Annotated in this window: 24 protein-coding genes and 2 tRNA genes; 13 read left to right on the top strand and 13 right to left on the bottom strand. The window is 68.6% G+C overall.

Annotation, left to right across the window (positions count from 1 at the left end; translation table 11 throughout):
- Position 1 precedes the first annotated feature (1 nt).
- Genes Q5716_RS09095 through Q5716_RS09075 form a run of 5 tightly spaced genes read left to right on the top strand, consistent with a single transcriptional unit; the run spans position 2 to position 4,619 of the window.
- Positions 2–1,495 carry an ABC transporter ATP-binding protein gene (locus Q5716_RS09095; RefSeq protein WP_434056610.1) on the top strand — a complete coding sequence of 498 codons (1,494 nt, stop codon included), beginning with the start codon at positions 2–4 and terminating at the stop codon, positions 1,493–1,495.
- Complete coding sequence (locus Q5716_RS09090) at positions 1,492–2,274, top strand: energy-coupling factor transporter transmembrane component T family protein (protein WP_305002753.1); 783 nt, start codon at positions 1,492–1,494, stop codon at positions 2,272–2,274. The genes Q5716_RS09095 and Q5716_RS09090 overlap by 4 nt, the downstream gene beginning before the upstream one ends.
- Positions 2,261–2,779 carry an AAA family ATPase gene (locus tag Q5716_RS09085; protein ID WP_305002752.1) on the top strand — a complete coding sequence of 173 codons (519 nt, stop codon included), beginning with the start codon at positions 2,261–2,263 and terminating at the stop codon, positions 2,777–2,779. The genes Q5716_RS09090 and Q5716_RS09085 overlap by 14 nt, the downstream gene beginning before the upstream one ends.
- A gap of 53 nt (positions 2,780–2,832) precedes the next feature.
- On the top strand, positions 2,833–3,738 hold the full coding sequence (locus tag Q5716_RS09080) for an ABC transporter substrate-binding protein (protein WP_305002751.1): 906 nt from the start codon (positions 2,833–2,835) through the stop codon (positions 3,736–3,738).
- On the top strand, positions 3,735–4,619 hold the full coding sequence (locus Q5716_RS09075) for a sulfurtransferase (protein ID WP_305002750.1): 885 nt from the start codon (positions 3,735–3,737) through the stop codon (positions 4,617–4,619). Before Q5716_RS09080 ends, Q5716_RS09075 begins: the two co-directional genes overlap by 4 nt.
- Before the next feature lie 19 nt (positions 4,620–4,638).
- On the opposite strand, the gene Q5716_RS09070 is transcribed toward Q5716_RS09075, so the two are convergent.
- The 7 genes from Q5716_RS09070 to Q5716_RS09040 all read right to left on the bottom strand — a co-directional run bounded on the left by Q5716_RS09070 (position 4,639) and on the right by Q5716_RS09040 (position 7,989).
- A complete protein-coding gene (locus Q5716_RS09070; protein WP_305002749.1) occupies positions 4,639–5,220 on the bottom strand; it encodes a hypothetical protein in 582 nt (193 codons plus the stop codon).
- Between the two features lie 91 nt (positions 5,221–5,311).
- Positions 5,312–5,662 (bottom strand): metallopeptidase family protein, encoded by a 351-nt coding sequence (locus Q5716_RS09065; RefSeq protein WP_305002748.1) that lies wholly within the window; start codon positions 5,660–5,662, stop codon positions 5,312–5,314.
- Complete coding sequence (locus Q5716_RS09060) at positions 5,662–6,114, bottom strand: DUF2017 family protein (RefSeq protein WP_305002747.1); 453 nt, start codon at positions 6,112–6,114, stop codon at positions 5,662–5,664. The genes Q5716_RS09065 and Q5716_RS09060 overlap by 1 nt, the downstream gene beginning before the upstream one ends.
- Entirely contained in the window at positions 6,111–6,395 is a 285-nt protein-coding gene (gene clpS, locus Q5716_RS09055) for an ATP-dependent Clp protease adapter ClpS (protein WP_305002746.1), read from the bottom strand. Before clpS ends, Q5716_RS09060 begins: the two co-directional genes overlap by 4 nt.
- Before the next feature lie 61 nt (positions 6,396–6,456).
- Positions 6,457–6,532, bottom strand: a tRNA-His gene (locus Q5716_RS09050).
- 38 nt (positions 6,533–6,570) lie between these two features.
- Positions 6,571–7,191, bottom strand: a complete 621-nt coding sequence (gene orn, locus Q5716_RS09045; protein WP_305002745.1) for an oligoribonuclease — start codon at positions 7,189–7,191, stop codon at positions 6,571–6,573.
- Between the two features lie 9 nt (positions 7,192–7,200).
- Complete coding sequence (locus tag Q5716_RS09040) at positions 7,201–7,989, bottom strand: SGNH/GDSL hydrolase family protein (protein WP_305002744.1); 789 nt, start codon at positions 7,987–7,989, stop codon at positions 7,201–7,203.
- Positions 7,990–8,117: 128 nt separating this feature from the next.
- On the opposite strand from Q5716_RS09040, the gene Q5716_RS09035 reads away from it, so the two are divergent.
- The 4 genes from Q5716_RS09035 (at position 8,118) to Q5716_RS09020 (ending at position 9,708) form a co-directional block, all read left to right on the top strand.
- Complete coding sequence (locus Q5716_RS09035; protein ID WP_305002743.1) at positions 8,118–8,390, top strand: oligoribonuclease; 273 nt, start codon at positions 8,118–8,120, stop codon at positions 8,388–8,390.
- Positions 8,391–8,427: 37 nt separating this feature from the next.
- The gene (locus tag Q5716_RS09030; protein ID WP_305002742.1) at positions 8,428–8,688 is read left to right on the top strand and encodes a thioredoxin domain-containing protein; all 261 of its coding nucleotides are present in this window, start codon (positions 8,428–8,430) and stop codon (positions 8,686–8,688) included.
- Positions 8,689–8,716: 28 nt separating this feature from the next.
- A tRNA-Arg gene (locus tag Q5716_RS09025) sits at positions 8,717–8,789 on the top strand.
- Between the two features lie 514 nt (positions 8,790–9,303).
- The gene (locus tag Q5716_RS09020; protein ID WP_305002741.1) at positions 9,304–9,708 is read left to right on the top strand and encodes a BP74-related protein; all 405 of its coding nucleotides are present in this window, start codon (positions 9,304–9,306) and stop codon (positions 9,706–9,708) included.
- Here the strand turns inward: Q5716_RS09020 and Q5716_RS09015 are convergent.
- The 4 genes from Q5716_RS09015 to Q5716_RS09000 form a co-directional block, all read right to left on the bottom strand.
- Positions 9,705–10,292 carry a hypothetical protein gene (locus tag Q5716_RS09015; protein WP_305002740.1) on the bottom strand — a complete coding sequence of 196 codons (588 nt, stop codon included), beginning with the start codon at positions 10,290–10,292 and terminating at the stop codon, positions 9,705–9,707. The two genes, Q5716_RS09020 and Q5716_RS09015, sit on opposite strands and share 4 nt — an antisense overlap.
- 47 nt (positions 10,293–10,339) lie before the next feature.
- Positions 10,340–10,582 (bottom strand): hypothetical protein, encoded by a 243-nt coding sequence (locus Q5716_RS09010; RefSeq protein WP_305002739.1) that lies wholly within the window; start codon positions 10,580–10,582, stop codon positions 10,340–10,342.
- A gap of 63 nt (positions 10,583–10,645) precedes the next feature.
- A complete protein-coding gene (locus Q5716_RS09005) occupies positions 10,646–11,587 on the bottom strand; it encodes a DMT family transporter (protein ID WP_305002738.1) in 942 nt (313 codons plus the stop codon).
- 2 nt (positions 11,588–11,589) lie between these two features.
- Positions 11,590–12,597, bottom strand: coding sequence for an aldo/keto reductase (locus Q5716_RS09000; protein ID WP_305002737.1), 1,008 nt, complete (start codon positions 12,595–12,597; stop codon positions 11,590–11,592).
- A 191-nt stretch (positions 12,598–12,788) separates the two neighbouring features.
- On the opposite strand from Q5716_RS09000, the gene Q5716_RS08995 reads away from it, so the two are divergent.
- The 4 genes from Q5716_RS08995 to Q5716_RS08980 all read left to right on the top strand — a co-directional run bounded on the left by Q5716_RS08995 (position 12,789) and on the right by Q5716_RS08980 (position 16,136).
- Positions 12,789–13,286, top strand: coding sequence for a single-stranded DNA-binding protein (locus Q5716_RS08995; RefSeq protein WP_305002736.1), 498 nt, complete (start codon positions 12,789–12,791; stop codon positions 13,284–13,286).
- Positions 13,287–13,357: 71 nt separating this feature from the next.
- Positions 13,358–13,831, top strand: a complete 474-nt coding sequence (locus Q5716_RS08990) for a DUF6993 domain-containing protein (protein ID WP_305002735.1) — start codon at positions 13,358–13,360, stop codon at positions 13,829–13,831.
- Between the two features lie 67 nt (positions 13,832–13,898).
- On the top strand, positions 13,899–15,581 hold the full coding sequence (ettA, locus tag Q5716_RS08985) for an energy-dependent translational throttle protein EttA (RefSeq protein WP_305002734.1): 1,683 nt from the start codon (positions 13,899–13,901) through the stop codon (positions 15,579–15,581).
- A 78-nt stretch (positions 15,582–15,659) separates the two neighbouring features.
- The gene (locus Q5716_RS08980) at positions 15,660–16,136 is read left to right on the top strand and encodes an acyl-CoA thioesterase (RefSeq protein ID WP_305002733.1); all 477 of its coding nucleotides are present in this window, start codon (positions 15,660–15,662) and stop codon (positions 16,134–16,136) included.
- Positions 16,137–16,141: 5 nt separating this feature from the next.
- Here the strand turns inward: Q5716_RS08980 and Q5716_RS08975 are convergent, their stop codons facing one another.
- Both Q5716_RS08975 and Q5716_RS08970 read right to left on the bottom strand, forming a co-directional pair.
- Entirely contained in the window at positions 16,142–16,894 is a 753-nt protein-coding gene (locus tag Q5716_RS08975; RefSeq protein ID WP_305002732.1) for an SDR family NAD(P)-dependent oxidoreductase, read from the bottom strand.
- On the bottom strand, positions 16,891–17,769 hold the full coding sequence (locus Q5716_RS08970) for an acyl-CoA thioesterase (RefSeq protein ID WP_305002731.1): 879 nt from the start codon (positions 17,767–17,769) through the stop codon (positions 16,891–16,893). The genes Q5716_RS08975 and Q5716_RS08970 overlap by 4 nt, the downstream gene beginning before the upstream one ends.
- Between the last annotated feature and the right edge of the window lie 20 nt (positions 17,770–17,789).

Below are 17,789 nucleotides of genomic sequence, written 5' to 3'. Positions count from 1 at the left end.
GGTGGCCTCGCCCCGGCTCCCGAGTGCGCAGCCTGCGGGCATCAGCGCTCGGGGCTGGGGCTGGCGCCACGCAGGTCGCACCGAGTGGGCCGTGCGCAACCTCGACCTCGACATCCGGCCGGGGGAGCGGGTGCTGCTGCTGGGGGCGTCCGGTGCCGGCAAGTCGACGGTCGTGCACGCCCTCGCAGGGGTCCTCGGGGGAGACGACGAGGGCGAGCGGGAGGGCACCCTCGAGCTCGACGGGCTTCCGCCCGAGGCATCCCGAGGTCGCGTCGGCCTGGTGCTGCAGGACCCGGACTCCCAGGTCATCCTCGCCCGAGTGGGCGACGACGTCGCGTTCGGCTGCGAGAACCTCGCGGTGCCGCGCGCCGAGATCTGGTCGCGCGTCGCGGAGTCGCTCGATGCGGTCGGACTCGATCTGCCTCTCGACCATCCCACGAGTGCGCTCTCCGGCGGGCAGAAGCAGCGCCTCGCGCTCGCCGGGGTCCTGGCGATGCGACCGGGCCTCCTGCTGCTCGACGAGCCGACCGCGAACCTCGACCCCGAGGGCGTCGCCGAGGTGCGGGATGCTGTCGCTGGAGTCCTCGACCGGACCGGGGCGACGTTCGTGGTCATCGAGCACCGAGTCGAAGTGTGGCGGGACGTCGTCAATCGCGTCGTCGTTCTCGATCCGGACGGGGGCATCCGCGCCGACGGACCCCTCGAGGAGGTGCTCGCTCGCGAGGGAGAGGCGCTCGCGAGAGAAGGGGTCTGGGTGCCCGGACACCATCCCGGCGCGCCGGAGCGGACTCGGGATGCGGGAGCCGTCGTACTCCGCACCGAGGACCTCGCGATCGCGCGAGTGAAGGACACCCCGCTCGGCACGGGGATCGACCTCGAGCTGCGCGCGGGAACCGCCCTCGCGGTGAGCGGACCGAACGGTGCGGGCAAGTCCACCCTCGGCCTCACCCTCGCCGGCTTGCTTCACCCGGAGCACGGGCGGGTGCTCGCCGAGGCCATCGCGGGCGATCTGCCCCCCGACCCGATCCGCTGGAAGTCGCGCGACCTGCTCACCCGCATCGGCACGGTGTTCCAGGACCCCGAGCACCAGTTCCTCGCCCCCACGGTGCGCGAGGAGCTCGCTGTGGGGCCGCGCGCCCTGGGGCTGCCTCCGGCGGAGATCGACGAGCGCATCGAGGGGGTCGCGAGTCGTCTGCGCCTCAGCCGGCTCCTCGACGCGAACCCTTTCACCCTCTCCGGCGGGGAGAAGCGCCGCCTCTCTGTGGCGACGGTGCTCGTGACGCGACCCGCGGTACTCGTGCTCGATGAGCCCACGTTCGGCCAGGACGCGCGCACGTGGGCGGAGCTCGTCGCCCTCCTCGCCGAGCTGCTCGATCGGGGCAGTGCCATCGTCGCCGTCACCCATGACGCGGAGTTCATCGCCGCTCTGGCCGACACCGAGGTCCGCCTGGCTCCGTGGTCGCACCGCCCCGGCCTCGTCGAGGTCGTGCGATGACCGTCCTCGAACCGATCGCGGGGGAGCGGGTCATCCACCGCATCAACCCGGTCGCGAAGCTCGCGGCGTCGGCGGTCATCGCCGTCGCGCTCGTGCTGTCGATCGACTGGGTGTCGGCCTCCGTCGCCCTCGCGCTCGAGTTCGCCCTGTTCCCGTGGGCGGGTCTGTCGGCACGGCAGTTCGTTCGCCGCACCTGGCCCGTGTGGATCGCCGCGGCGCTGGGCGGTCTCACGATCCTGCTGTACGGGCAGCCCTCGGGCGACACCTATCTCCGGTTCCTGCTCGTCCACGTGACGGACGGGTCGATCGAGCTGTCCATCGCGACGGTGCTGAGGATGCTCGCCATCGGCCTGCCCGCGATCGTCCTGTTCGCGACGATCGACCCGACCGAGCTCGCCGACGGACTCGCCCAGATCGTCCGACTGCCTGCCCGATTCGTGGTCGGCGCGCTCGCCGGACTGCGGCTCGTGGGGCTGTTCATCGGCGATTGGCGCGCGCTCGAGCTCGCCCGGCGAGCCCGCGGGGTCGCCGACCACGGCCGCATCCGGCGCTTCTGGGGGCAGGCGTTCGCCCTCCTCGTGCTCTCGATCCGGCGCGGCAGCAAGCTCGCGACGGCGATGGAGGCCCGCGGCTTCGGCTCGGCACCGCGCACGTGGGCTCGTGAGTCGCGCCTGCACGGTCGGGATGCCGTACTCATCGTTCTCGGGCTGCTGGTCGCGTCCGCCGCCGTGTCCGTCTCCGTCGCCACCGGCCAGTGGAACTTCATTGCCGGGCGCTGAGCTGGGGCGGCGGGTCTCCGCCGTCCTCGGCGAGCCCCGCGCCGTGATCCTCGTCGACGGTCGCTCGGGGTCGGGCAAGTCGACGCTCGCGCGTCGGCTCGTCGACGAGCATCCGTCGCTGCAGCTCGTGCGCCTCGACGACCTGTATCCCGGGTGGGACGGACTCGCTGCAGGCAGTCGCCACGTCGTCGACTACGTCCTCGATCCGGTGCGGCCGCGCTGGTTGGAATGGGACTGGGCTGCGGGGGCGCCGACCCGTTGGCACGAGCTCTCCGCGGATGCCCCGCTCCTCGTCGAGGGCGTCGGAGCAATCAGTCGCGCGAGCCGAGCGCGTGCATCCCTCGCCATCTGGGTCGACACCGACGACGACGTCCGTCGCCGGCGTGCCCTCGACCGGGACGGGGCGGCCTACGAGCCGCACTGGGAGCGCTGGGCCGCCCAAGAAGCCGCTTTCCTCGAGCGGGAGCACCCCCGCAAGCTCGCCGATGTGGTCATCGCCGAGTAGTCATAGAGCGACATCTAGCCACTGGCCCGGGCGCGGCTTTGTAGCGTGGCGGCATGCGCCGCGCCCGACTCGTGCTCGAGTACTTCCATCCCTGGCCCAACTCCGCGGGGTTCTATGTGGCTCGCGCCAACGGGTGGTTCGAGGAGGCGGGCATCGACCTCGATATCCGCACCCCCGATCCGGGCCGCGGCGACTCGCTCGCGGCGCTCGTGCGCGGCGACGTCGACTTCGCCGTCTTCCCTAGCAACCGGATGCTCGTGCGTCGCGAACGCGGGGAGGACATCCGAGCCCTCGCCGCCGTGAACCAGCGCGGACTGGAGACGGTGCGCACTCGAGTCGACAGTGGTATCGAGCGGTTGCGAGACCTCGAGGGCCGGCGTATCGCGCTCAACCCGACGCCGCGAGGACTCGCGGTCGTCCGCGACCTCGTAGTCCGCGACGGCGGCGACCCCGACCGCGTGATCATCGTCGATGCCGGGGTGCGCGAGCTGGACCCCGCCGACGGTTTCGGGGGACGCGCGGATGCCACGTTCGGCTCCTACTGGGCCTGGGACAACCTGCTCACCGACTACCCACCCCACCACGAGCGCGTCTGGCGGGTCGACGAGCACCTCGGGGTCGGCTACCACAGCTACCTCCTCGGTGCGATGGGGTCGGTGGACCCGTCTCTCGCCTCGGCGGTGACCTCGGTAGCGGCCCGCGGCTATCGTGCCGCGGCGGACGACCCCTCCGCGGCCGCGGAGCTTCTCGACTCCGTCATCCCGTACTTCCCGGAGCGCGTCATCGCTCGATCCCTGGAGGAGATCACGCCCACGTGGTTCGCCGACGGTATCTGGGGTACGGTCCGACCGGAGCTGCTGGGGCCGTACGCCCGATGGCTCGCCGGGCACCGGATCCTCCAGCGCCCGGAGGAATGGGCGGGTGCTCTCGAGCCGCTCGGCGTAGCGTTGAGCGCATGACCGGTCCGTTCCTCTCCGTCTCCGAGCTCGCCGACGCCCTCGGCGGTTCCAACCCGCCCGCCGTGCTGGATGCGAGCCTCGTCCTGCACTCCGCCGCCTTCGACGGCGACTACCGCAAGGAGTCGGGCCGCCCGCGCTGGCTGGAGGCGCACATCCCCGGCTCGCAGCACGTCGACGTCGCGTCGCAGTTCAGCGACACCGACTCGCCGCTGCACTACACGCATCCCGAGCCTCAGGCGATCGCCGACGAGCTGGCACGACTGGGGATCGCGAAGGGTCGCGAGGTCGTCGTATACGACTCGACGGGCACGCTCTGGGCCGCGCGACTGTGGTACCTCTTGCGCTGGATCGGCGTACCCGCTCGGGTTCTCGACGGCGGTCTCGCCGCGTGGCAGCGCGCGGGCGAGCGCGTCGAGTCCGGCGAGAGCGCAGCGCCGAAGCCGGTAGCCCCGTGGCGCGCTGAGGCGGTGCGGCGGGCCTGGGTGTCTCAGCAGGAGCTCGTCGAGCGGGGGGTGGACGACGACCGCGCCCTCGTCTGCGGGCTCCCCGCCGGCGCCTTCACCGGAGCCGACCCGACGAGGTATTCGCGTCGCGGCCGCATCCCGGCCAGCGTCAACGTCTCGAGTCGCGACCTGTTCACCGCCGACGGCCACGTGAAGAGCCGCGTGGAGCTCATTCTCGCCTATGACAAGGCCGGGGTGGATGTCTCGGGCCCCGACGCCCCCGAGGTGCTCCTCTACTGCGGGGGCGGCATCTCCGCCGCGGCCAACGCGCTCACCCTCGCGGCGATCGGGACCACGGCGGTGCGCATCTACGACGGCTCGCTCGAGGAGTGGTCGGCCGACCCATCGCTGCCGCTGGAGATCGGCGAGCCCGCCTGATCCCGTCTGACCTGTCGAGCTAGGAGCGGGTCCAGAGCTGGGTGATGCGCTCGCCCCGCGGGTGGATCGTCAGGGACTCGCCGTCGCACGTGAGCTCGAGGCCCACGGAGTCGTCGATACCCACCCACGGAAGCTCCCAGGGGATGGTCTCCAGGGGCGTGCCGTTGTTGTCCCCGGTCGTCTCGATGTTCTGGCCGGTGCCATCCCACTTGCGAGGGATCGCTACCTCGCCGTTGATGTACGCCGCGCCGGTAGCCGTGCCGTCGTGGTGCTCGACGATCGTGATGGTCTGGTCGGCGGCGGGGGCCGCGGTGACGGTGACGTCGAAGTCGCTCGTCAGCACGACACGGCCCTGCTCATCCCACTCGAGCGTCTGCGTGCCAGCTGCGGTCACCGCGGTCGCCGGTACGCCCTCCTTCTGCAGCTCGGCGAGCACCTTTGCAGACAGGTCCTCGAAATCCAGCTGCCACGTGTGACCGAGTGCGCATGCGGCGATGCCTGTGAGGGGCTCCTTGCTCCCCGACTCGAGGAGCGAGCATCCGCTCAGGGCGAGTACGAGAGCCGACGATCCGGCGAGGATGGCGAGACGCCTGTGGAACATGAGACCTCCTCCGAACACCCTAACCGCCCCAGGGCTGTCCGAAGTCTACGGTGCCGGGGCGGTCGCGGCATCATCCTCCAGGACGAACCGGCTAGTCCCACCCGAGTTCGTGCAGCTGATCGTCGTCGATGCCGTAGAAGTGCGCGATCTCGTGGACGAGCGTGACGTGGATCTGGTCCTTGAGGTCGTCGAGGTCCTCTGCGATTGCCAGCAGCGGCTCGCGGTAGAGCACGATACGGTCGGGCAGCTCTCCGAAGCCGTAGTTGCCGCGCTCGGTCAGGGCGGTGCCGTCGTAGAGGCCCAGGAGGTCGAGCGAGCCGTCCTCGGGGCGGTCCTCCGTCACGAACACCACGTTGTCGAGGCCGTCGATCATGTCGTCGGGGAGCAGATCGAGCTCGTCGACCACGAGCCGCTCGAACTCGTCGGCGGGGATGTCTCGCATCAATCCTCCAGAGCGTCCAGGATGCTCGACTGAACATAGCCGAGCCAGCCGTACACGTCCTGCAGGAACGGGTCGTCGGCGCCCCGGTCGTCGTCGTTCTCGATGCCGAGCCTCGACGCGATGACAAGCCTGAGGTCGGTGAGGGATCGCAGCCACGACTGCACTTGGGCAGGGGAGAGGCGCACCCGGCCCTCGGCGAGCGAGTCCCGAAGGGCGCGCGCGTTCGCCTCCTTGCGGCCCACGAGCTCGTCGGCCATGAGCCGTCGGAACTCGGATGCGGCCTCCGGGTCGTCGCGGTAGGCGTCGGGCACCAGGCGCGCAAGCGCCGGGTCCGAGTCATCCCGGAATGCCAGCAGCTCGCCGAGCTGGTCGAGCAGCTCCGACAGGAGTCCGACCTCGACGGTCGTGAACGAGGCGACGAGGTCGTCGCCTTCTCTCGAGAACGGAATCACGAGTCCGCCCGGGCCACGGTCGCCCACAGTCCGAAGTCGTGCATCGCATCCACGTGGCGCTCCATGAGCTCGCGGCCGCCGGTCGCGACGACAGCCTTGCCCTCGTTGTGGACGAGCAGCATGAGGCGCTCCGCCTCCGCGGGCGGGTAGCCGAAGTAGCTGCGGAAGACCCAGGAGACGTACTGCTGCAGATTCACCGGGTCGTTCCAGACGATCGTCACCCACGGGGTGTCGACGGCAGCGATCTCCTCGAGCCGGGGGCTCACGGTCGTCTGGCTCACACCGCTCTCGATTCGATCGGGAACAGAAACGGCCCGGCGTTGAAGCCGGGCCGTGTTCTCTTGGGGTGGACGACGGGACTCGAACCCGCGACTTCCGGCACCACAAGCCAGCGCTCTACCAACTGAGCTACGCCCACCAAGCTCGTCACCCGAATCGGGCAACCGGACAAGTGTATTACAGGCGCGAGGCGAAAGACTCCACGACCTCGGCGGAGATCGTCTGCACCTGCTCGGAGGTCGGACCCGGGTCCTGGACGAAGACGGCGCGCCGGTAGTACTCGAGCTCGCGGATCGACTCCAGGATGTCCGCGAGCGCCCGGTGCCCCCCGTCCTTCGTCGGCGCGTTGAAGTAGACGCGGGGGAACCAGTGGCGCGACAGCTCCTTGATCGAGGAGACGTCGATGCTGCGGTAGTGGAGGTGGCTGTCGACCCTCGGCATGTACTTCGCGAGGAAAGTCCGATCCGTGCCGATCGTGTTGCCGGCCAGCGGCGCCGACTTCGGTGTGGGAACGAAGCGGAGGATGTACTCGTTGACCGCGAACTCGGCGTCGGCCAGAGTCATCCCGTTCGGGATCTCCTCAAGCAGCCCGCTCTCGCGATGCATGTCGATCACGAAGTCGCTCATGTTGTCGAACGCCGACTGGTCGGGCTTGATGACGACGCTCAGGCCCGGATCGACAGGCTTCAAGTCGTAGTCCGTGATGACGACCGCGACCTCGACGAGCTCGTCGATCGAGACATCGAGACCGGTCATCTCGCAGTCGATCCAGACAAGCAGGTCGGTGTTCGATGGCATTCTCGCAGTCTACCGGCGGGGACTGACCGGGATGAGATGGGGGAGCTTCGGGGGCATCCCATCGCCGGTCGAGACGCCGCGCAATCGCCTGCCGATCCATGGGAGGGCGTAGTGCTGCGTCCACGAGAGCAGGGTGCTCGGCGTCGAGGGCGTCGGTGCGGTCGGAGCATCCGGAGTCCGAGGCGCGAGCTCGAAGTAGGGCACGCCGAGCGAGTGAGCGGCACGCAGGGCCAGCAACCGGTGCCCCGCTGGCGCGAGGTGCACGCGATCCTCGGCCCACATCGACCGGGCCTGGAGCTCGCGGACGCCCCACAGATCGAGAGTGAACGTTCCGTGCGTTCGCGCGATGCTCCAGAGATTCGCGTTGTAGACGGCGGCGCGGCCCCGCAGAGGTTTGAGGAAGAACGCAAACCTCGGGTCAAAGCACGTCGCGAGCAGGACATCCGCGCCCGATCGACGCAGCGCCGCGACACCGGACTCGACCTCGGCCGCGAGGGAGTCCGGATCGGCCTTCGGCGTCATGAGGTCGTTGCCGCCGATGAGGATCGAGACCAGATCGGCGCCCAATCCGATCGCCGCGGGAACCTGGTCGTCCACGACGTGGCGCACCCGTCGACCGCGCACCCCGAGGTTGGCGAACGCGAAGGGTGCCCCGCGCAGTTTCGCATTGCCGTCCAGGATGCCCGCCAACCGGTCAGCCCAGCCCAACCACGGCTCTCCCGATCCGACGATCGGGTCGCAGAACCCCTCGGTGATGGAGTCGCCGAGGGCCACGAACCGCGTCCAGTGCAGAGCCACGAGTCCAGTGTCCGCAGTGCCGCCCGCAGTCGCCAGGGCGACGAGCGCACCAGCACCGAGTGTCAACCGAGAGTTCGCTGGGCGTATACCGCCGAGCGCTCGGCCCGGTTGTCTGGTAGGACTGGAGCATGTCTGGAACTCCTGAACTCACCCGGGGCGACGAGTACGTCGTCTTCTACAGCGGCGGACCGTACAGCGGCCAGTCGGACACCCGCATCTCCACGGACGGGTCGTGGGACGACGAGGTGACGGTGATCGCCGCCGTCGACGGCAAGGAGACCCAGCTCGTCTACTCGAATCCCGTGGCCCACCTCGTGGGCTCCCAGGTGCAGGTGACCTACTCGTGGGACCAGCCCGACAGCGAGCCCCTCGAGGCTCTCGACGAGCGGAACGACGACTAGCGGGAATCCGAGCGCTCTCAGCCGGGTTGCACCCCGCGTGGACGTCCGATTCTTCTCCTCCGCTTTCTGCGAGCCCTGCATGAGCACGCGCGCGGTGCTCGCCGAGGCGGTGCGGCTCGTGCCGGCAGCGCACGTCGAGGAGCTCGACGTCGCTCGCCATTCCGCCCAGGCGGAGGCGGCGGGCATCCGCTCGACTCCCACCGTGGTGGTGCTGGATGACTCGCAGCGGGAGGTGTTCCGCGCCGAGGGCGCTCCGACACTCCAGCAGGTCCTCGTGGCGCTTGCCAAGGCCGTGTGAGGTCGCTGCGGTAGTGTGGGGGCGCCTTCCCCCCGTAGCTCAGTGGACAGAGCACGCGGTTTCTACCCGCTTGGTCGGGGGTTCAAATCCCTCCGGGGGGGCCTGTATCGAATTGGTCATGCCAGGAACCGCCGCGTCGACGAATAGTCGCGCGAGCGTGACAATTCCTGCACCTCAGTTCACACTTCTTGATTTCCTCGCGGAGAACCCTCTCTGGCGCGCCTCGACGTACCAGATCACCATAGATCTGATCTTCGTGCCCACCACGTGATCGAACTCGAGAACGCGGATGTCGCGTTCCCCGCAGTCCACGCAACCGCCGGACATCGCAGCGAAGACGATCGAGCGCAGCTGCTGAGTTCGAAGCGCCGCAGAGCGGCGGACGTTCGCTAGGTGGCGATCGTAGTTTTCGCGATAGTAGGCCTTCTGGCACTCGCGACAGAGTGCAGCCCGTCACGGTTCTTCGGGGACCCGTTGAAGTCCGTTGATTCTTTGGCTTCCCCGCAGCGCCTACACAGCTTCATGCGCCGAGGTTAGGTCCGTGTGGACCAGTCGCAGCTGTCGCGCGCACCCTGGGGACCGATAGATTGCCCTCAGGAGAGTGGAGGAGGGGTCATGTCCGCACACCGGTTCGTGTTCGTCGGGATGCTCGTGTCGGGAGCCCTGACTCTCGTCGGCTGCGCGCCGAGCGGTCCGACAGTCGCTACCTTCGAGGTGGCCGGCGAGCAGACCTACAAGATCGAGCTGGCCACGCCCGAGCTCATCGAGCACGCGAGAGAGCTGCTCGACGGGTCGACCGAGGAGGGGCGCATCCCGGTCGGGCGCATCGTGCGCGACGACCCGAGCGTCAACGCCCCGTGGTCATGGCACATCGACCCGGCGACGCTCGAGTTCGCTGACGCCACGACGGAGGTATGCGACGGGCTCCCCGAATACGTCGAGGATGGCACGCTCACCTCGGACTACTACTGCCCGTGGATCGCGGAGGTCATCGCGATCGAGGGTCCCGGAGCGGATTAGGCCTTCGAGGTCTCGAAGACCGCGGTCTCCTGCTGGGCGGCCCACGCGTTCTGCTTATCGATGAGCTCGTCCTCGGGCTTCGCCGTCTCGTACTTCCACGCGGCGAGGTCCTGAGAGAAGAGCTTCTTAGCGCGCGATGGCTTGAACTGCCACTCGATGAGGCCGTCCTGCATCTCGGCGAGCGACTGCTCGGCCTGGAAGCTGTAGGCGGCGGAGTTGCGCTTCATCGACGCGATGTGGTGCGCGGCCCAGTCGGCGGCGAGCGTCGACCCGGAGACGGGAAGGAGTCGCACGCGGACCTCCGCCTCGCTCGTCTGGTGCTCGATGTGGGACTTCTCCTGCGCCGAGAGCGAGTTCCACACGGCAGCCTTGCGGCCCGAGGCGATGAGGGCCGCGACCGCTGACGCCTTCGCCTCGCGATCCTGATGGGCGACGAAGCGCTTGATCGCCCCGCGCGTGATGAGCCCCGCGAACAGGCCCGCAGCGAGAATCGCGACGAACGGCAGGATCACGGTCGTCGTGATCGTCCGTCCCTGAGCCGACGCGAACCACTGGACAATATCGTTCCACCACTCCAGCACCATGCTGGCACTGTAACCCCGCTAGTCACACGCGTAACTAGCGACACGCGCTAGAACCGGAAGCAGTCGAGCGCGTCATCCACCGACCAGAAGTCGCCGATCGGCAGGAAGCGCCGCTGACGCTGGAGCATTCGCTTCGCCGTGAATCGGCTGCCCGCGGCCGTTGTGTGCCGCTCGACATAGCCCAGCACCTCGCCATCGGCGCGAGTCACTCGCCACAGGTCTTCGTGCAGGCGCACGGACGCGATGCCATGGCGAATGGGCGCTGTGCCCAGGAAGTCAAGCGTGGTCATGTCAGCTCCTCGAAGCGGTCGTTCGGTTTGATTAGAACATAGCTTCGACCACTGACACGCCGGTCAGGTGATACGGTCCGACGAAAACGCGAGGTCGGCGTCGAGCGCTCGATCCGGTCGAGCGGTCTGCGCGAGCACGATACCGGCGAGCACGATGGCCGCCCCGATCACTTGGAACGGCGAGAGCGCCTCGCCCAGCCAGAGCCAGGCCACCGCGAATGCGAACACGATCTCCGACGAGGCCACGATGCCTCCCGCGGTGGCCTTGAGCCGTCCGAGCGCGGCGAAGGAGAGCAGGAACGGCAGGAATGAGCCCATGACGATGAGCCAGCCGAAAGGCACCCACAGCGGAACGACGACGGCCTCCAGTTGACCTCCGAGGGACACCGGCGCCCCGAACGCTGCGGGGTCGACGCGCCACCAGCCGCTCAGCGGGGCCCAGAACAGGGTGGCGAATCCGCTCGTCCAGAACGCCACGGCGAGCGGGGACGTCGCGGTGACCTGGCGCTCGCCGACCAGGAAGTAGATCGCGAGCGTCACTGCGGCCGCGAGCGCCATGAGCACACCCAGCCCGTCGAGGGTCGTCGCCCAGATCTGCGCGACGACCGCGAGCCCCAGCAGCACGAGGCCGATGGCGATCCAGATCCTCGCTCGCACTCGCTCCTTGAGGAAGAAGAACGCCACGAGCGCGACGATCAGCACGGCCAGGTACTCGAGGAGCAGCGCGATGCCGACGGGAAGCACCTGGATGGCGAACGCGTAGGTCGCCTGCAGCAGAGCCACGCCGACGACCCCGAGGACGGCCATGACGCCGACTTGCCGCCAGCCGATGCGGAACGCCGATCGGTCGAGCAGCAGGAGCAGCAGACCGGAGATCAGGCATGTGCCGAGCGTGCGGAACTGCGTGACTTGAAGCGGGTCGAGCCCGTTGGCGAGGACGACCTTCGTCACGCTCCCGTTCGCGCCGAAGAGCAGCGCGGCGAGGAATCCGTAGATGTAGCCCACGACTAGTGGCGTGAGCCGGTGCCGTGCACCGCGAGCGGCTCGATGGCCGCGATCTCGTCGGCGGTGAGCGCCGGGAAGTCCAGCGCCGCCACGTTGTTCTCCAGCTGCACGACGCTCGAGGCGCCGATGAGGGCCGAGGTCACCTGCGGCACGCGCAGCACCCAGGAGAGCGCGAGCTGGGCGAGGGACTGGCCCCGGGCATCCGCGATCTCCTGGAGCCCGCGGGCGCGTTCGAGGTACGTGTCATCGATGTTGTCGCCGGTGATCCAGCGGCCCTCGGCGGCACGGGAGTCGGCGGGGATGCCCGCCATGTAGCGGTCCGTGAGAAGGCCTTGAGCGAGCGGGGAGAAGACAATGCTGCCCATGCCGAGTTCGTCGAGCACGGGGAAGAGCCCGTCCTCGATGTGTCGGTCGAACATGTTGTAGCGGGGCTGGTGGATGAGCAGCGGCACCTTGTGCTCGGCGAGGGCGGCGGCCGCCGCGCGCGTCTGCTCCGGCGAGTAGTTCGAGACGCCGACGTAGAGCGCCTTCCCCGAGTGGACCGCGTGGGCGAGCGCACCCATGGTCTCCTCGATGGGGGTGTCCGGGTCCGGGCGGTGCGAATAGAAGATGTCAAAGTATTCGAGACCGGTCCGGGCAAGGCTCTGGTCGAGAGAGGAGAGCAGGTTCTTTCGGGACCCCCACTCCCCGTAGGGGCCGTCCCACATGAAGTAGCCGGCCTTCGAGGAGATGATGAGCTCGTCCCGGTAGGGCAGCAGGTCCTGCCTCAGGATCGTGCCGAAGTTGCTCTCCGCCGACCCCGCTGGCGGTCCGTAGTTGTTGGCGATGTCGATGTGGGTCACACCGAGGTCGAACGCCCGACGGATGATGGCCCGCTGGGTCTCGAGCGGGCGGTCGTAGCCGAAGTTGTTCCAGAGGCCGAGGGAGACGCGGGGGAGCCTGAGTCCGCTCCGTCCCACCCTCGCGTAGTCCGTGGTCTCGTAGCGGTCGGCGGCGGCGGTGTACGGCATGCGACCAGCCTAGGGCGCATCGAGGGCACTGCTCCCCAAGGCGAGCGCCGGGCATCCGGCTGTCCCCAGTCCGGTCGTCGGCAAGAGGCCGGGCTGCTCGCTGCGCGGAGACTTGCTGCCACGGGCCGGAGAGGCGGCTTCCCGGCACGAGTGCCTCCTCCCGGCCCGTCCACCTCGAAACGGAGAAGACTATGACCGACTCGATCAGCCTCACGGGCCTCGTGGCCACGGACCCTCGCAACATCGTCACGAGCGAGGGGCTCGCTATTACGTCCTTCCGGTTGGCTTCGACCCAGCGGCGCTACGACAAGACGCAGAGCAAGTGGGTGGATGCCGAGACCAACTGGTACACGATCACGACGTTCCGGCAGCTCGCCCTCAACGCGGCGGCGTCGGTGCACAAGGGGGAGCGGGTCGTCGTGAGCGGCCGGCTGCGCATCCGATCGTGGGACAACGGAGAGAAGACCGGGATGAACGTCGACGTCGAGGCCGACGCGTTGGGCCACGACCTCGCGTGGGGCACGACGGCCTTCAACCGCACGATGGTGTCGTCGTCGTCGGCCGGCGGCGATCCCGTCGAGTCGGCGCCTCTCGCGACCGGCTCGCCGGCGGAGGGGATGGCACACGCCCCGGTCTCGGACGAGGCGCAGCCACTCGTCGACGCGGGTGCGACACCGGTGCCTTTCTAGCCGGGCTCCCAGCCGCGCCGCCCTATGATGTGCGATGCGAGGCACGCTCGCGAAGAGGAAGAGGTCACGACATGCGCCGCACCCTGGGGGGCACTCTCGCGGCTGGTGCCGCGATCGCCGTGCTGCTCGCCGGATGCGTTCAAGAACCCGAGCCGATGCCGGTACCCACCGTGTCCGGCAGCCCCTCGGCAACGCCGACACCGGAGCCCACGCGCATTCCCGAACTCCACCCCGAGGGCGGCGCCGCCGCCAATCACCAGTTCTTCGACTACGTGAACTCGACGTACTACAACGGTGTCGGTCGGGGTTCGGGCTCCGAGATCGTGCAGAACCTGGCCAACAACGGCTTCAACAAGGCCGACATGGAGGTCACCTTCGACGACACGGCGATCGGTATTCCTGCCGACTCCATCGTCGTCTCCGTGCGCATCAAGGGGGAGTGCCTTCTCGGTCAGTTCGGACCCATCCGCTACACGAGCACCATCGCACCGGTGCTGGGCACGGGCCGGTGCCTCGTCGGCGTCACGCGACCCATCGACTGGTAGAGCGCCCCCATCGAGGCGGTCCTCGCCTTTGCCGAGAGGCTGTCTCCGCCCTGCCTAGAATGGACCAATGGCCGAATACATTTACTCGATGGTCCGCGCCCGCAAGGCCGTTGGCGACAAGCTCATCCTCGATGACGTCACCATGTCGTTCCTCCCCGGCGCGAAGATCGGCGTCGTCGGCCCGAATGGGGCGGGAAAGTCAACGATCCTCAAGATCATGGCCGGGCTCGACACCCCCTCGAATGGAGAGGCGCGCCTGTCGCCGGGCTACAGCGTGGGCATCCTCATGCAGGAGCCCGAGCTCGACGAGTCGAAGACGGTTCTCGAGAACGTCCAAGAGGGTGTGAAGGACATCAAGGCGAAGGTGGACCGCCACGCGGCGATCGGCCTCGCGATGGCCGAGCCCGACGCTGACTTCGACGCGCTCCTCGAGGAGATGGGCAAGCTTCAAGAGGAGATCGACGCGGCCGACGCGTGGGATCTCGACTCCCAGCTCGAGCAGGCGATGGATGCTCTGCGCACGCCGCCGTCCGACGCGGTCGTCTCGAACCTCTCCGGTGGTGAGAAGCGCCGCGTTGCGCTCACCAAGCTGCTCCTCGAGAAGCCGGATCTCCTGCTCCTCGATGAGCCCACCAACCACCTCGACGCCGAGAGCGTGCTGTGGCTCGAGCAGCACCTCGCCAAGTACCCCGGCGCCGTGCTCGCCGTCACCCACGACCGGTACTTCCTCGACAACGTCGCGCAGTGGATCGCCGAGGTCGACCGCGGAAAGCTCTACCCCTACGAGGGCAACTACTCGACCTACCTCGACACGAAGGCCAAGCGGCTGGAGATCCAGGGCAAGAAGGATGCCAAGCTCGCCAAGCGCCTCGCGGAGGAGCTCGAGTGGGTCCGCAGCAACGCCAAGGGACGCCAGGCCAAGTCGAAGGCGCGCCTTGCGCGGTACGAGGAGATGGCGACCGAGGCCGAGAAGACCCGCAAGCTCGATTTCGAGGAGATCCAGATCCCCGCCGGCCCTCGTCTCGGGTCGGTCGTGATCGAGGCCAAGAACCTCCAGAAGGGCTTCGACGGCCGTCAGCTCATCGACAGACTGAGCTTCAGCCTCCCGCCGAACGGCATCGTCGGCGTTATCGGCCCCAACGGCGTGGGCAAGACCACTCTGTTCAAGACGATCGTCGGCCTCGAGCCGCTCGACGGCGGCGACCTCAAGATCGGCGAGACGGTCAAGATCTCCTACGTCGACCAAACCCGAGGGGGGATCGATCCCAACAAGACGCTCTGGGAGGTCGTCTCCGACGGGCTGGACTTCATCGAGGTCGGCAAGACCGAGATCCCGTCGCGCGCCTACGTCAGCAAGTTCGGCTTCAAGGGGCCCGACCAGCAGAAGAAGGCGGGCGTGCTGTCCGGTGGTGAGCGCAACCGCCTCAACCTCGCGCTCACCCTCAAGCAGGGCGGCAACCTCCTGCTTCTCGACGAGCCGACGAACGACCTCGACGTCGAGACCCTCTCGAGCCTCGAGAACGCGCTGCTCGAGTTCCCGGGCTGCGCCGTCGTCATCACGCACGACCGGTGGTTCCTCGACCGCATCGCGACGCACATCCTCGCCTACGAGGGCACGGAGGAGAACCCGGCGAACTGGCACTGGTTCGAGGGCAACTTCGAGGCCTATGAGGCGAACAAGATCGAGCGCCTCGGTCCGGACGCCGCGAAGCCGCACCGGAGCACCTACCGCAAGCTCACGAGGGATTAGCTCGCTGAGGCGGAGGCCACTTCTGGCCTCCGCGCGGCTAATCCCCGGGCGCGTCTCGCGCCCGGCTACGGTGGACCCATGACCCGCATCCACGTCGCCATCCCGCTCCGCTGGAGCGACTTCGACGCGTACGCCCACGTCAACAACGCCGAGATGCTGCGGCTCTTGGAAGAGGCGCGCATCCAGGCGTTCTGGCGCCCCGACGAGGGCGGCGCCGCCAGCCACGACACGGCCATCCTCGACGCGCGCCCGGGGGCTGAGGTCATCAGCCTCATCGCACGCCAGGAGATCGAGTACCTCGCGCCGATCCCCTACATGCGCACCCCGATCGACATCGAGATGTGGATCGGCCGTATCGGCGGAGCAAGCCTGGAGATCTGCTACGAGCTGTACTCGCCCCAGGGAGTGGAGCCGCGAGTGCTGTTCACGCGCGCCGCGACGACGCTCGTGATGGTGACAGCCGCGACAGGTCGCCCTCAGCGTATCGACGACGAGTTGCGAGCGACGTGGGCGCCCTACGTCGAGGAGCCCGTCGTCTTCACCAAGCGCGGCTAGCGCGGCTAGCGGGGTCCCATCCGCAGGGCTCCGTCGATGCGAATCGTCTCGCCGTTGATGAGTTGGTTCTCGATGATGTGCGCGGCCAGAGCCGCGTACTCCGACGGCCGACCGAACCGGCTCGGGTTCGGGATCGAGGCCGCGAGTGATTCACGCACGGGGTCCGGCAGCCGCTCCACCATGGGGGTGTCGAAGATTCCGGGAGCGATCGCGGCGACCCGGATGCCCCGCGAGGCGAGGTCGCGAGCGGCGGTGAGCGTCAGCCCCACCACTCCCGCCTTCGACGACGCATAGGCCGCCTGCCCGATCTGGCCCTCCCACGCCGCGATCGAGGCGGTGAGGATGCACACCCCGCGTTCCCCGTCGACCGGCTCGGTGGCGCTCATCGCCGCCGCCGCGAGCCGCAGCACATTGAATGTGCCCGTGAGGTTGGTGCGGATGACGTCCACGAAGGCGTCGAGAGAGCCGGGCGAGCCGTCACGGTCGACGAGCCGAACTGCTCCGTCGCGGCCGGCGCAGTGCACGAGGATGCGTAGCGGGCCGAGTTCGCTCGCCGTCGCCACGGCGGTGGCCACGGCATCCGGGTCCGCGACGTCCGCCGTCGCGGGCACCGCGCCGGTCCTGCTGATGGCGTCCTCGGTTCCCGGCAGATCGATTCCGACGACAACCGCCCCGCGGTGGACGAGTTCGAGGGCCGTGCCGCGCCCGAGTCCGGACCCGGCGCCCGTGACGATCGCGACCGAGCGCTCGATCCTCACCGAGGCGACCCGTCCGGCACTCGAACCATGCCCTCTTGCGCAACGCTCGCGAGCAGCACCCCGTCGCGGCTGTAGAGGCGACCGAGGGAGAGACCCCGACCTCCCACGGCTGTCGGCGACTCCTGGGTGTACAGGATCCACTCGTCCACGCGGCCGAATCGATGCCACCACATCGCGTGGTCGAGGCTCGCGACGCGGATGCCCGGCCGCGACCACGGCACGCCATGACGGCGCAGGATCGGCTCGAGGATCGAGTAGTCGCTCGCGTAGGCGAGAGCGGCTCTATGGAGGTTGGGGTCGTCGGGCAGAGGACCGATCGCCTTGAGCCACACGGCCTGGTGCGCGACGTGCTCGCCTTCGACCGAGAAGTAAAGGGGAGACGGCACGTGCCGCATCTCGAACGGCCTCTCGTTGGCCCAGAAGCTCGCGACCGGGTGATCGACTCCCGCGAGCGATTCGGCGGCGGCCGGGAGGGATTCGGGGTCGGGCAGATCGTCGGGCATGTCGACCTGGTGATCGAGGCCCGGGTCCTCGTCCTGGAACGAGGCGATCATCGAGAGGATCGGCTGGCCGTTCTGATAGGCCTGAGTCCGCCGCGTCGAGAACGAGCGGCCGTCGTGGATGCGGTCGACGGAGAACGTGATGGGCAGGTTGACGTCGCCCGGCCGGAGGAAGTAGCCGTGCATCGAGTGCACGACACGGTCGTCGGGGATGGTCCGCTGCGCGGCGACGAGCGACTGGGCGAGCACTTGCCCACCGAACACCCGGCCCTGGGGCATCCACTGACTGGGCCCGGTGAAGATGTCCTCGCTCGTCCGGGCACCGGTGTCCTGGAGGGCGAGAGCGGCGAGGAAGCCTTCGAGAGGGTCGCTCATGCCATGTAGTTTAGAAGACT

This window comes from Antiquaquibacter soli, assembly GCF_030580675.1.
Classification (GTDB): domain Bacteria; phylum Actinomycetota; class Actinomycetes; order Actinomycetales; family Microbacteriaceae; genus Rhodoglobus; species Rhodoglobus soli.
The sequence above is the reverse complement of the archived record's forward strand: the minus strand, read 5'-3'. Positions and strand labels throughout refer to the sequence as shown.

Coding starts and splice junctions, on each gene's coding strand:
- Q5716_RS09090 (WP_305002753.1), top strand. CDS start 1,492: ATGACCGTCCTCGAACCGATCGCGGGGGAGCGGGTCATCCACCGCATC.
- Q5716_RS09080 (WP_305002751.1), top strand. CDS start 2,833: ATGCGCCGCGCCCGACTCGTGCTCGAGTACTTCCATCCCTGGCCCAAC.
- Q5716_RS09075 (WP_305002750.1), top strand. CDS start 3,735: ATGACCGGTCCGTTCCTCTCCGTCTCCGAGCTCGCCGACGCCCTCGGC.
- Q5716_RS09070 (WP_305002749.1), bottom strand. CDS start 5,220: ATGTTCCACAGGCGTCTCGCCATCCTCGCCGGATCGTCGGCTCTCGTA.
- Q5716_RS09065 (WP_305002748.1), bottom strand. CDS start 5,662: ATGCGAGACATCCCCGCCGACGAGTTCGAGCGGCTCGTGGTCGACGAG.
- orn (WP_305002745.1), bottom strand. CDS start 7,191: ATGCCATCGAACACCGACCTGCTTGTCTGGATCGACTGCGAGATGACC.
- Q5716_RS09035 (WP_305002743.1), top strand. CDS start 8,118: ATGTCTGGAACTCCTGAACTCACCCGGGGCGACGAGTACGTCGTCTTC.
- Q5716_RS09020 (WP_305002741.1), top strand. CDS start 9,304: ATGTCCGCACACCGGTTCGTGTTCGTCGGGATGCTCGTGTCGGGAGCC.
- Q5716_RS09015 (WP_305002740.1), bottom strand. CDS start 10,292: ATGGTGCTGGAGTGGTGGAACGATATTGTCCAGTGGTTCGCGTCGGCT.
- Q5716_RS09010 (WP_305002739.1), bottom strand. CDS start 10,582: ATGACCACGCTTGACTTCCTGGGCACAGCGCCCATTCGCCATGGCATC.
- Q5716_RS09000 (WP_305002737.1), bottom strand. CDS start 12,597: ATGCCGTACACCGCCGCCGCCGACCGCTACGAGACCACGGACTACGCG.
- Q5716_RS08995 (WP_305002736.1), top strand. CDS start 12,789: ATGACCGACTCGATCAGCCTCACGGGCCTCGTGGCCACGGACCCTCGC.
- Q5716_RS08990 (WP_305002735.1), top strand. CDS start 13,358: ATGCGCCGCACCCTGGGGGGCACTCTCGCGGCTGGTGCCGCGATCGCC.
- ettA (WP_305002734.1), top strand. CDS start 13,899: ATGGCCGAATACATTTACTCGATGGTCCGCGCCCGCAAGGCCGTTGGC.
- Q5716_RS08980 (WP_305002733.1), top strand. CDS start 15,660: ATGACCCGCATCCACGTCGCCATCCCGCTCCGCTGGAGCGACTTCGAC.
- Q5716_RS08970 (WP_305002731.1), bottom strand. CDS start 17,769: ATGAGCGACCCTCTCGAAGGCTTCCTCGCCGCTCTCGCCCTCCAGGAC.